Consider the following 12,484-nt stretch of genomic DNA (forward strand, 5'->3'; position numbering starts at 1 on the left):
CGCCCATGCGTGACATTCCCTCCGGTCTTGCCGCCCATATCGAGACGGCTGCGACGACCCTCTGCCATTGCTGGAGCTTGACGCGCCGGGACGGACTCGTGCTCGGCTTCACCGATCACGATCGCAAGCTGTCCTTCGACAGCATCGATTTCGCCGCGACGACCGGCCTCGAAGCGGCGGAAAGCGCGGCGGAACTCGGCTTCGCTATCGGCGGAGGCGAGGTCGCCGGCGCCTTCGCCGCCCTCGGCCTGAACGAGGCCGATCTCGCGCGGGGGCTCTATGACGATGCGCGTGTTCGCGTCTGGCTCGTCAATTGGGCGGATCCTTCTCAGCGGGTTCTGCAGGAGGAGGGCTTCGTCGGCGAGATCAAGCGCGGGGAAGCAAGCTTCACCGCCGAAATCCGCAGCTTCGCCAAAGCCTTCGACGAGGAGCGCGGACGGCTCTACATGCGCTCCTGCTCGGCCGATCTCGGCGACGCGCGCTGCGGTGTCGCCCTGGTCGCGGCGGAAGCCGAGGTTGCCGAGAGCGATGGTCGCCTCTCGCTGTCGGCGGAAGGCGTGGACTCCTATGCTGATGGCCACTTCACCGGCGGCCGGCTGATCTTCACCAGCGGCGCGAATGCCGGCTTCGCCACCGAGGTGAAGCGGCATGGCCGCGAGGGGGCGCAGGCGCTGTTCCAGCTCTGGCAGGCGCCGGCTGCGGCGATCGTGGCTGGCGACGGCTTCCGGGTCACGCCGGGTTGCGACAAGAGCTTTGCGACCTGCCGCGCCAAATTCGCCAATGGTGTGAATTTCCGCGGCTTCCCGCACATGCCGACGACCGATTTCATCATCGGCGGTGTCCGGCCCGGCGACGGGGTGCTCGATGGCGGGAGCCTGTTCCGATGAGGCGCGACGAGATCGTCGATGCCGCACGGCTCTGGCTGGGCACGCCCTATCATCATCAGGCTTCGCTGCGCGGTGTCGGCTGCGATTGCCTCGGGCTGGTGCGCGGCGTCTGGCGCGATCTTTGCGGCGACGAGCCCGAAGCGCCGCCGCCTTATTCGCCGAGCTGGGCCGAAAGCCTGCGGCAGGAGACGCTGGCCTTGGCAGCGCAACGGCATCTGCAGCCGTTGGCGACGGCAGAAGCGCGAGCGGGCGACGTGCTGCTCTTCCGCTGGCGCGAGCATCTGCCGGCCAAGCACTGCGCGATCCTCGCAAGCCCTGATCGCATCATCCATGCCCATGACGGCGCCGCCGTCGCCGAGGTCGCCTTTACCCCTTGGTGGCGGCGCCATCTCAGCCATGCCTTTTCCTTCCCCGGAGTGACCGACTGATGGCGACGCTTCTTCTCCAGGTTGCCGGCGCCGCGCTCGGATCGGCCCTGGGCGGGCCGGTCGGCGGCGCGATCGGCCAGGCGTTGGGCGGTCTCGCCGGCGCTACCATCGATCAGGCTTGGATGGGCGGCGCCGGTGGCGGGAACAAGGTCGTCGACGGCCCGCGCCTCAAGGAGATCAACGGCCTCGCCGCGACGGAGGGCGCTGCGATCCCGCGCCTTTACGGCCGCGCACGGCTCGGCGGCCAATTGATCTGGGCGACGCGCTTCGAGGAGGAGGTCTCTGTCTCGATCACGCGTACCAAGAGCGGCGGCAAGGGCGGGCGCGCGAAGAAGACCTACGAGACGACCTACAGCTACCATGCCAATCTCGCGATCGGCCTCTGCGAAGGGCCGATTGCCTTCATCAGGCGCATCTGGGTCGATGGGCGCGAACTCGACGTCCAGACCGTGCAGATGCGCGTCCATCACGGCTACGAGACGCAGCAGCCCGATCCGTTGATCGCGGCGAAGGAGGCGGGCGAGGCTCCGGCCTATCGCGGGCTCGCCTATGTCGTGTTCGAGCGCTTTCCGCTGGCCGATTACGGCAATCGCGTGCCGCAATTCGATTTCGAGGTCGTGCGCGCCGTCGAGGGGCTGGGTGGCATGATCCGCGCGGTCGCGTTGACGCCGGGCGCCGGCGAGTTCGTCTACGACATTCGCCCGGTCAGCCACGAGCCCGAGGCCGGCGTCACAGAAAGCCTGACGCGCCACCAGCTCTATGGCGGCAGCGATGCCGATACCGCGCTCGGCCATCTCGTGGCGCTTTGTCCCAACCTGCGCCGCGTCTCGCTGGTCGTGTCCTGGTTCGGCGACGACCTGCGTGCCGGAGCCTGCACCGTGGCTCCCCGCATCGAGATCCCGCACAAGCCGACGGTCGGAGCGGAATGGTCGGTCGCCGGGCTGTCGCGCTCTTCGGCCCGCGTCGTCAGCCAGGTCGATGGCCGGCCTGCTTTCGGCGGCACGCCCTCAGACGAGAGCGTCGTCGCGCTGATCCGGCGCCTGCGCTTCGATTACGGGCTGGAGGTCGTGCTCTATCCCTTCCTGATGATGGATATCCCGGCCGGAAATGCGCTGCCGGATCCCTATTCGGATGCGGCCAGCCAGCCGCGCTATCCCTGGCGCGGGCGGGTCACCTGCGATCCCGCGCCCGGCGAGCCGGGAAGCCCCGAAGGCAGCGCCGCCCTCGCTACGCAGATCGCCTCCTTCGTCGGCACGGTCGTTCCCGCTGATATGACGATGGCCGGCGCGAGCGTAAGCTGCGCCAAGCCGGACGAATGGTCCTATCGGCGCCTCGTCATGCATTGCGCCGCGCTGGCCCAGGCTGCCGGGGGCGTGGAGGGCTTCGTCATCGGTTCCGAGATGGTCGGGTTGACGCATCTGCGCGGCGTGGGGGGCTATCCGATGGTCGATCAGCTCGCGACCATTGCGCAGGACGTGAAGACGATACTGCCGGGGTCGGTACTGACCTACGCCGCAGACTGGACCGAGTATGGCGCGGATGTCCGTGACGATGGGGAGACCATCGATTTCCCGCTCGATCAGCTCTGGGCCTCGCCCGCCATCGGTGCGATTGGCATCGATTTTTATCCGCCATTGTCGGACTGGCGTGATTCCGGCGATCATGCCGATGCCGCGGTCGCGCGCGGTCCGGCCGATCTCGCCTATCTGCGCCAGCGCCTGACCGCTGGCGAAGCCTATGACTGGTACTACGCCGACGAGGCCGACAGAGCCGCGCAGGCGCGCCTGCCGATCACGGACGGCGCCCATGGCAAGCCCTGGATCTACCGGCCGAAGGACCTTTGGGGCTGGTGGAGTCAGGCCCATATCCGCCGTGTTGGCGGCGTCGAGACCAGCGCGACCCCGTTCGTCCCCGGCGCGAAGCCGATCTGGCTGACCGAGATCGGCGTGCCCGCCGCCGACAAGGGCGCCAATGCGCCCAACATGTTCCCCGATCCGAAATCGGACGAGGGCGGCTTTCCCCCGTTTTCGAGTGGAGCGCGCGACGATCTCGTTCAGGCGCGGGCGCTGGAGGCGATCATCTCCGGCTTCGATCCCGCACGCGCGGGGTTCGATGTCGCTCGAAATCCGGTTCATCCAGTCAGCGGCATCCGCATGGTCGATCCCAACAGGATCTTCGTCTGGAACTGGGATACGCGGCCTTTTCCCGCCTTTCCCGACCTTTCCGGCATCTGGGCCGACGGGGCGAATTTCGAAACCGGTCACTGGCTGAACGGGCGCCTCGAAGGCACGCCTGTCGATCGGTTGGTGACGAAGCTCCTGGCTGATTTCGGGCTGCCGCCGGCCGATCGGACGGTGGTCGATGGCTTCGTCGACGGCTATGTGCTGGACCGTCCGATGTCGGCCCGGCAGGCATTGGAGCCTCTCGCCCAGAGCTTCGGCTTCGACGCGGTCATGAGCGCCGGTGCCCTGCGCTTCGAGGGCAGGGGCGGCAAGGTCTCGCGCCTGCTCGGCCCGGACGATCTGGTTCCGGATCGCGACGGCGAGCCCTTCACGCTCAGGCGCAGCCAGGAGACGGAACTGCCGCTCGAATTGCGCCTCGGCTTCAGCGACAGCGAGGCCGATTACCGCAACGCCGCCGCGCGCTCGCGCCGGCTGGCCGGTGCGGCCCGGCGCGAGGTCGCGGTCGAAACCGCGATCGTGACGCGCTCCGCCGAAGGGCGACGCCTGGCCGATCAGCGCCTTCAGGAGGCCTGGGCCGGGCGTGAGACGCTGGAATGTGAGCTCTCGCCGCGCTGCATCGCGATCGAGCCCGGCGATGTCCTGTCCGTCCCGATCGAGGCCGGCAACCGCCTGTTCCGCGTCACCCGCATTGCCGACGGCCCGACGCGGCGGATCAGCGCGCGCGCCGTCGAGCCGGCGATCTATGTCTCGGCCGGAGCGACCGGCGGCCCGCGCCCGCCACGGACGCCTCCGGCCTTGCCCGGGCGACCGCTGGCCGTGCCGCTCGCCCTGCCGATCGTCACCGTTCAGCCGCCGCCCTTGCTGTCGCTCGCCGCCTTCGCTGCGCCCTGGCCGGGCGCGCTGGCGATCTGGCGCGCCGACGGGGCAGGACTGTTTGAGCTCGACGGTTTCGTCGAGGCGCCGTCGATCGTCGGCGAGACCTTGACCGCGCTGCCGCCGGGGCCGCTCTGGCGGACGGACCACCGCGCCGTGCTGGAGGTTCGGCTGCGCGGCGGCGTTTTGTCCTCCGTTTCGCCGGAAGCGGCGCTTGCCGGGGCGAACGCGCTCGCCTTGGTCGGGGCTGATGGCGTGGTCGAGATCGTCACGGTGTCTCAGGTCGAGCTCATCGGACCGCAGCGCTTCCGCCTGTCCGGGCTGATCCGCGGGATTGGCGGCAGCGAGGCCGCGGCGGCGCGCCTTCTGCCGGCCGGCGCCCGCGTCGTGGTGCTGGATGGTGCCGCGGTCGCGTTGACCGCCGATCTCGCCGATCTCGGCCGGGTGCGGCGCTATCGCGTCGGCCCGGCCCGCGACGATGTCGGCGATGCGACGATGGTGGAGCTCGAAGCCTCGATCGCGGGAGAGCCGCTCTTTCCGCTGTCTCCCGTCAGACCGAAAGCACGGCGAACCGGAGATGGTATGGTCCTGAGTTGGTCCCGGCGCACACGAATCGACGGCGATTCCTGGGAGCTGGTAGAGGTGCCGCTGGGGGAGGAGAACGAGCGCTACGAGCTCGGCATTCTCGACGGCGAGGATGTGCTCCGTACCGAAATCGTGAACGCGCCCGGATGGGTCTATCCGGCCGCGCAGGAGTACGCGGATTTCGGCGCGCTCCAGCCGGATATCGCGCTCTCGCTCCGTCAGCTCAGCGCCACGGTCGGGCGCGGGCGCGAATGGCGTGGACGGATCTCCGTGCGCTGATCTACTGTGAGTTGTGTATGAGGCGATGCATTCATGGCGCATTCAGGCGGGTGGGATTAGCCCATGTCGATGATGCCGGTCGAACCGATCCTTGCTCTTGCGCTCATCGCCTCCCAGCCGATGCCGGTCATCCGCGTCGACGATGCGTCGCCGATCTCCTGCCTGTCTTCCGAGGAAACGCGCGATGCCGTCGCCGAAGGGCGCGTCATGCAGCCGGCCGAGGCCTCGCGCCATGCCCGCCACGCCGCGCCGGGTGAGGTCGTCCGCATCAGGCTCTGTCGACAGGGCGATGATTTCGTCTATGTGGTGACGACGCTGAAGCGTGACGGCCGCGTCGCGAGGGTGACGCTGGAAGGACAATCCGGCAAGATCGCCACCATCCGCTGACGGCCGTCGCGGCTACCCCCAACTGGAGCGACCCTACCGTGAGATTGCTCGTCGTCGAGGACGACAAGGACCTCAACCGCCAGATCGTGACCGCGCTGGAGAATGCCGGTTATGCCGTCGACAAGGCTCTCGACGGCGAGGAGGGGCTCTATCTCGGCGAGACCGAGCCCTATGATGCGGTGATTCTCGATCTCGGCCTGCCGAAGGTCGACGGCGTTGCGGTGCTGCAAGGTTGGCGCCGCGCCGGCAAGACCATGCCGGTGCTGATCCTGACGGCGCGCGACCGCTGGAGCGACAAGGTCTCCGGCTTCGACGCAGGTGCCGACGACTATGTCGTCAAGCCCTTCCATATCGAGGAATTGCTGGCCCGTGTCCGGGCGCTGCTGCGCCGCGCTGCCGGGCATGCCACCTCGGAACTGGTCTGCGGTCCCGTCCGGCTCGATACCCGCGCGAGCCGCGTCGTCGTCGACGGCAACCCGGTCAAGCTCACCTCGCACGAATACCGCCTGCTCTCTTACCTGATGCACCATCAGGGCCGCGTAGTGTCGCGGACCGAGCTGGTCGAGCATCTCTACGACCAGGATTTCGACCGCGATTCGAATACGATCGAAGTCTTCGTCGGCCGACTCCGCAAGAAGCTCGGCGTCGACATTATCGAGACCGTCCGGGGCCTCGGCTATATCGCCGCCGCTCCGGAAAAGGTCTGATCGCGGGCGATGCCGCTCAAGTCCCATCGCTATTCGCTGGGAACGCGGCTGTTCTTCTCGGCGGCGTTCTGCTGCGTGCTGATCCTGGTGCTGGCCGGCGTCGGCCTCACCACCTTCTATCGCCGCTCGGCCGAGCGCGGTTTCGACGAGCGGCTCTCGGTCTACATCAAGCAGCTTGTCGCCGACCTCGCCGCCCCGCCCGAGACCGAGCGCCAGACGGTCGGCGATCTCGGTGAGCCGCGCTTCGATCTGCCCCTGACCGGCTGGTATTGGCAGATCACCCGCCTCGACGGAGAGCGGCCGAATGTCCGCGCCTCGCGCTCGCTGGTCGGCGGGCAATTGCCCAAGCTACTCGACCAGCAGATCGCGCCGAACAGCCGGGGCTTGCGTGAAAGCTATGTCTCCGGCCCCGATGATCGCCGCCTGCGCATCCTGGAGCGCGAGATCGATGTCGGCGAGGACGGGCGCTTCACCGTCGCGGTCGCGGCGCCCGCCGACGAGATCGAGGGCGATATCCAGGATTTCCGCTTCGCGCTGGCGATGACCTTCCTGCTGCTCGGTATCGCCTTGGTCGCCTCGACGCTCGTGCAGGTCCGCTTCGGCCTGCGCCCGCTGGTGCGTTTGCGCTCCGCCGTTGGCGCCGTCCGGACAGGCGAGAATTCGCGGATCATCGGCCAGTATCCGCCCGATCTTGCGCCGCTCGCGAGCGAGCTCAATCAGCTGATCGACGCCAATCACGAGATCCTCGACCGCGCACGCACTCAGGTCGGCAACCTCGCGCATGCGCTCAAGACACCGCTCAGCGTGATGATGAACGAGGCCGGCACGAGCGGCGACGGCCAGTTGCCCCAGACCGTCCGCGCGCAGGCGGCGATCATGCGCGATCAGGTCCAGTATTATCTCGACCGGGCCCGGGCTGCAGCTCTGTCGGGCGCGCTGGGCGGTGTGACCGAGATCGCGCCCTCGCTCGACGCGCTGCTGCGAACTTTCACCAAGATCTCGCAGGGCAGGGGCATCTCCGGCTCCCACACGATCTCGCCGAGCTTGCGCTTCCGAGGGGAGAAGCAGGATCTGGAGGAAATGCTGGGCAATCTCCTGGACAATGCCTTCAAATGGGCGAATGCGACGGTCGAGGTTTCGCTGGCGAGCGAGAAAGCGGGCGATACCGAGCGGATTGCTCTATTGATCGACGATGACGGCCCCGGCTTACCGGAGGAAGCGATGGCGGAGGTTCTCAAGCGCGGCCGCAGGCTCGACGAGACCACGCCGGGCTCCGGCCTCGGCCTCTCCATCGTCGTCGATCTCGCCAAGCTCTATGGCGGTGGTCTGACTTTGCATCGCTCGCCGCTGGGCGGATTGAGGGCGCGGCTGGAACTCCCTTCGGTTTAGACGAATTCTGTGCCGCGTGACCCTTTGTCACCATGAACCTGAGCGGATGATTGGCTAAGAACGCCGCATGATGATCTGGGCCATCTTTGCAGCCATGACGGGAGCGGCGGTCTTCGCCTTGCTCTGGCCGCTGAGCCATGGCCGGGCGCAGGGCTTCGCCGACGTGGCCGATGCCCGCAGCCTCTATCGCTCCCAGCTCAAGGAGATAGACCGCGATCTTGCGCGCAAGCTGATCGGCGATGAGGAGGCGCAGGCCGCCCGCACCGAGGCGGCGCGGCGCCTTCTGCGCGCCGCCGGCGATGACACCGGCCCGGCCGGTGAAACCGAGCCCTCGTTGCGTCGTCGAAGGGCGAGCTCGGCCTTGATGCTCTCGGTCGTTCCGCTTCTGGCTTTGCTGATCTACGGGCTCTACGGCTCTCCCGGCCAGCCCGATCAGCCGCTGGCCGCGCGATTGGAGAGGGCAGGTCCGCAGCAGGATTTCGCTCTCGTGCTCGCGCGTATGGAAGCGCATCTCGCTGCCAATCCCGGTGATGCCAAGGGCTGGTCGCTGCTCGCGCCGATCTATTTGCGCCAAGGCCGCTATGATGAGGCCGCGAAAGCCTTCGCTGCCGCTGTCCGCTCCGGCAAGCCTGATCCGGAACTCTATGCCGGGCTGGGCGAGGCCCGCATCATGGAAGCTGGGGGGGTCGTGACGGCCGCTGCGCGCGAGGCCTTGGCCGAATCCGTCAAGCTCGACCCGAAAAGTCCGCGCGCCCGCTATTATCTCGCGCTCGCCAAGGAGCAGGACGGCGATGGTGAAGGCGCGCAGGCCGCGCTGACCCAGCTTCTGGCCGAGGCGCCCGCAGGTGCCGACTGGGCCGGTGCCGTCCGCGCCCGGCTGGAGCGCATGCAGGCCGATGCCGGCCGCAAGGCGGTGGCAGCGCTTCCCGAAGCCGAACGTCAGGTGGCGATCAAGGGGATGGTCGATGGCCTTGCCGAACGTTTGAGCGCTGGCGGTGGTACCTTGCCCGAATGGAGCCGTTTGATCCGTGCCCGCGTTGTCCTGGGCGACAAGCCCGCGGCGCTGCAGGCGATGAAGACCGCGCGCGAGCGGCTGGCCGGGGACAAGGATGCGCTTGCGGCGATCGAAGCGCTCGCCGATGAATTGGCCTTGAAGGAGGCCGCGCCATGACGATTGCCCAGCCAACGCGGCCGCTCCCGGCAAAGCGCCGCTTCACCCGCAAGCAGCGCAGGCTGACCCTGATCGCGGCGGCTGGCGCGGTGCTGTGCCTGGCGGCAGGCCTCGTCCTCTTCGCGATGCGCGACACCATCGTGTTCTTCTACGGCCCGACCGAGATCACCGAGAAGGGCGTGCAGCCCGGCACGCGCATGCGCCTTGGCGGCCTGGTCGAAACCGGCTCGGTCCAGCGCAATGGCGGCCAGCGCGTCACCTTCGCCGTCACCGATGGCAAGAGCTCGATCAAGGTCGGCTATGACGGCCTGCTGCCCGATCTCTTCCGGGAAGGGCAGGGCGTCGTGACCGAAGGCATCTTCGAGGGCGCCGGGCGCTTCAAGGCGGATTCGGTGCTGGCGAAGCATGACGAGACCTATATGCCGCGCGAGGTCGCCGATACCTTGAAGAAGCAGGGGCATTGGCAGCCTGGCAGTGCCGGCGCGCCCGCAACCACGCCGGCAAAGCCGTGAGCCTGATATGATCGTCGAGATCGGCCATTACGCACTGGCGCTCGCGCTCGGCGTTTCCGTGATTCAGGCGGTGGTGCCGTTCTGGGGCGTGTTCCGGCAGGACCGGACGCTGGCCTCGGTCGGCAGCAGCGCCGCGCTGGTTTCATTCGGGCTGGTCGCCTTGTCCTTCGCAGCTCTGGTTGCGTCCTATGTTCGCTCCGATTTCTCGGTCGCGAACGTTGTGGCGAATTCCCATTCGGCGCAGCCGCTGATCTACAAGTTCACCTCCGTCTGGGGCAACCACGAAGGCTCGATGCTGCTCTGGGTGCTGATCCTGACGCTGTTCGGGGCGTTGGTCGCGCTTTCGCGACACTCGCTGCCGCCACGCCTGAGGGCCGGCGCGCTCGCCGCGCAGGGGCTTGTTGCGGTCGCCTTCCTCGCTTTCACCCTGCTGACGTCGAACCCGTTCCAGCGGCTTGCCCCCGTGCCGGCCGAGGGGCAGGATCTCAACCCGATCCTGCAGGACCTCGGGCTCGCGATCCATCCGCCGCTGCTTTATATCGGCTATGTCGGCTTCTCGATCACCTATGCCTTTGCCGTCGCCGCCTTGATCGATGGGCGCATCGACGCGATGTGGGCGCGCGCGGTGCGGCCCTGGACGCTGCTGGCCTGGACCTTCCTGACGCTCGGTATCGCGATGGGGTCCTACTGGGCCTATTACGAGCTCGGCTGGGGCGGTTGGTGGTTCTGGGATCCGGTCGAGAACGCCTCCTTCATGCCCTGGCTCGCGGGCACGGCCCTGATCCACTCGACGGTGGTGATGGAGAAGCGCGACGCGCTCAAGGTCTGGACGATCCTGCTCGCGATCCTGACCTTCTCGCTCTCGCTGCTCGGCACCTTCATCGTCCGCTCGGGCGTGCTGACCTCGGTGCATTCCTTCGCCACCGACCCGGCACGCGGCCTCTTCATCCTCTTCATCCTGATCTTCTTCGTCGGCGGTTCGCTCGCGCTCTTCGCCTGGCGCGCTCCCCTGCTGCGGCAGGGCGGGTTGTTCGCGCCGGTGTCGCGAGAGAGCGCGCTCGTCGTCAACAACGTCTTCCTGGCGACGGCCTGCGCCACGGTCTTCGTCGGAACGCTCTATCCGTTGCTGCTGGAGATGCTGACCGGCGACAAGATTTCGGTCGGCGCGCCCTTCTACAACGCGACCTTCGTGCCAGTGATGGTGCCGCTGCTGCTGCTGCTGCCGATCGGCCAGTCGCTCGCCTGGAAACGCGGCGACCTGCTCGGCGCGGCGCAGCGCAACGCCATGGCCTTCGGGCTCGCGGTGCTGGCGGCGTTGGCATTGCTGTTCTTCATGCGCGGCGGGCCGGTCATGGCGCCGCTCGCTGTCGGTCTCGGTGTCTTCCTCGTTCTCGGTGCCGGCTTCGATCTCGGCGAGCGCATCGTGACGCGCGCCAGTGGCTGGCGGGCGATGCTGTCGCGGGCACGAGGCCTGCCGCGTTCTGCCTGGGGCACGGCTTTGGCCCATGCCGGCATCGGCCTCAGCATCATCGGCATCGCAGCCCAGGCCTGGAGCAGCGAGGCCATCGCCGTCCTGAAACCGGGCGAGCGCCTGACCAGCGGGCGCTACACCATCGTCCTTGAAGGGATGTCGCCGCGCACCGGGCCGAATTTCCGGGCCGAGGTCGCCCGCTTCCAGCTCTTCTCCGGAGACCGCGAGCTCACCCTGGTCGAAGCCTCCAAGCGCGTCTACACGGCCCGCGCGATGCCGACGACGGAAGCCGGCATCCGCACGGACGGCCTGAGCCAGGCCTATGTCAGCCTCGGCGAGGCGCAGGATGGCGGCGTTGCGGTGCGCCTCTACGACAAGCCTTTGATCCTGCTGATCTGGATCGGCTCGCTCGTCATGGCGTTTGGCGGCGGGCTCTCGCTGACCGATCGGCGCTTCCGGCTGGCGGCGCCGAAGCGTGCCGCGCCGGTCGCGGCCGCGCAGCCGGCGGAATAGGCCGATGCGGCGGATCGCACTCATCCTCGGCCTGATGCTGCTCGCGGTGCCCGCTGCCCATGCCGTGCAGCCCGACGAGATCCTGCCCAACCCGGCGCTGGAGCAGCGCGCGCGCGCGATCTCAGGCGGATTGCGCTGCCTCGTCTGCCAGAACCAGTCGATCGACGATTCGGATGCGCCGCTCGCCCGCGATCTGCGCCTTCTCGTCCGGGAGCGCCTCGTCGCTGGCGACGACGACAAGGCCGTGGTCGATTTCGTCGTCGCCCGCTACGGCGATTTCGTGCTGCTGCGCCCGCCCTTCAACGCGCATACGCTGCTGCTCTGGGGCGCGCCCTTCGTCATTCTTCTGCTTGCGGTCGCTTTTCTCTGGCGGCGTGCGCGCCAGCGCATGGTCGAAACGGCCGCGCCGAATGCGCTGTCGGCCGAGGAGAAGGCGAGGCTCGCCGCACTTCTCGGGCCGGAAGACAAGTCTAGCGGCTGATCCCGCAGCGCTGGAACAATTCCTGCGAGTAGGTGTGCAGCGATGCGTCGGGGATCGCATATTTCACCATGCCGCGGGGGGCGGGCTGCGGCGAGGCATAGACGGCATAGACCCGTGCGAAGCAGGTCGCCTCTCGGCCGCTGTAGCCGCGCTGGGCTGCCACCCGCATGCCCGCGCCATGCAGGCCGCCCCGTGGGCGGGGCGCGCCCGGCACGGCGAAGCGCTGAGCCTCGCGCCGTGCCGCGATATCCTCCAGCCGATCGATTCCGCAACGGGAGCGTTGCTCCGCATTGTAGGCGGGCGTCGAAGGGGCATACCAGCCGCGCCTGCCACCGGATTTCTCGATGACGATGGCATGTTTCGCGAAGACGCGCGCATAGCACGCGGCATTGTCGTATCCCCGCGACTGGGCAACCCGAAGCCCCGCGCTATAGGCAGAGCCTTGCTGGGCCACGGCCGGCCCGCTCAGGCAGGCTGCGACAAACGACATTCCCCAGATCAAGCGCATCGGCATCGTCCCCAGCTCTGACGTAGGGGCACAGACAGGCCGTTCGTCGTCAAGGCGTGCAGGATTGGCCTTAGGTCGAACCTTACGAAACCGTCATCTTCAGGCCAAAG

Annotated in this window: 11 protein-coding genes; 10 read left to right on the top strand and 1 reads right to left on the bottom strand. The window is 68.0% G+C overall.

What is annotated here, in order from left to right; translation table 11 throughout:
- Positions 1-5: 5 nt before the first annotated feature.
- The 10 genes from Q0Q36_RS01145 (at position 6) to Q0Q36_RS01190 (ending at position 11,866) form a co-directional block, all read left to right on the top strand.
- Complete coding sequence (locus Q0Q36_RS01145; RefSeq protein ID WP_293794945.1) at positions 6-887, top strand: DUF2163 domain-containing protein; 882 nt, start codon at positions 6-8, stop codon at positions 885-887.
- The gene (locus Q0Q36_RS01150) at positions 884-1,315 is read left to right on the top strand and encodes an NlpC/P60 family protein (RefSeq protein ID WP_293794946.1); all 432 of its coding nucleotides are present in this window, start codon (positions 884-886) and stop codon (positions 1,313-1,315) included. Before Q0Q36_RS01145 ends, Q0Q36_RS01150 begins: the two co-directional genes overlap by 4 nt.
- Positions 1,315-5,235, top strand: a complete 3,921-nt coding sequence (locus tag Q0Q36_RS01155) for a glycoside hydrolase/phage tail family protein (RefSeq protein ID WP_293794947.1) — start codon at positions 1,315-1,317, stop codon at positions 5,233-5,235. The genes Q0Q36_RS01150 and Q0Q36_RS01155 overlap by 1 nt, the downstream gene beginning before the upstream one ends.
- Before the next feature lie 63 nt (positions 5,236-5,298).
- Positions 5,299-5,622, top strand: a complete 324-nt coding sequence (locus tag Q0Q36_RS01160; protein WP_293794948.1) for a hypothetical protein — start codon at positions 5,299-5,301, stop codon at positions 5,620-5,622.
- A gap of 38 nt (positions 5,623-5,660) precedes the next feature.
- Positions 5,661-6,329, top strand: a complete 669-nt coding sequence (locus tag Q0Q36_RS01165) for a response regulator transcription factor (RefSeq protein ID WP_265058521.1) — start codon at positions 5,661-5,663, stop codon at positions 6,327-6,329.
- A 9-nt stretch (positions 6,330-6,338) separates the two neighbouring features.
- A complete protein-coding gene (locus Q0Q36_RS01170; RefSeq protein ID WP_293794964.1) occupies positions 6,339-7,718 on the top strand; it encodes an ATP-binding protein in 1,380 nt (459 codons plus the stop codon).
- Positions 7,719-7,785: 67 nt separating this feature from the next.
- Positions 7,786-8,889, top strand: coding sequence for a c-type cytochrome biogenesis protein CcmI (gene ccmI / locus Q0Q36_RS01175; RefSeq protein WP_293794966.1), 1,104 nt, complete (start codon positions 7,786-7,788; stop codon positions 8,887-8,889).
- Positions 8,886-9,401, top strand: coding sequence for a cytochrome c maturation protein CcmE (ccmE, locus tag Q0Q36_RS01180; protein ID WP_293794968.1), 516 nt, complete (start codon positions 8,886-8,888; stop codon positions 9,399-9,401). The genes ccmI and ccmE overlap by 4 nt, the downstream gene beginning before the upstream one ends.
- A gap of 7 nt (positions 9,402-9,408) precedes the next feature.
- On the top strand, positions 9,409-11,385 hold the full coding sequence (locus tag Q0Q36_RS01185; RefSeq protein WP_293794969.1) for a heme lyase CcmF/NrfE family subunit: 1,977 nt from the start codon (positions 9,409-9,411) through the stop codon (positions 11,383-11,385).
- A 4-nt stretch (positions 11,386-11,389) separates the two neighbouring features.
- Entirely contained in the window at positions 11,390-11,866 is a 477-nt protein-coding gene (locus tag Q0Q36_RS01190) for a cytochrome c-type biogenesis protein (protein ID WP_293794971.1), read from the top strand.
- Here the strand turns inward: Q0Q36_RS01190 and Q0Q36_RS01195 are convergent.
- A complete protein-coding gene (locus tag Q0Q36_RS01195; RefSeq protein WP_293794973.1) occupies positions 11,856-12,356 on the bottom strand; it encodes a hypothetical protein in 501 nt (166 codons plus the stop codon). The genes Q0Q36_RS01190 and Q0Q36_RS01195 overlap by 11 nt on opposite strands.
- Between the last annotated feature and the right edge of the window lie 128 nt (positions 12,357-12,484).

It is taken from the genome of uncultured Allobosea sp., assembly GCF_945957345.1.
Taxonomy (GTDB): Bacteria; Pseudomonadota; Alphaproteobacteria; order Rhizobiales; family Beijerinckiaceae; genus Allobosea.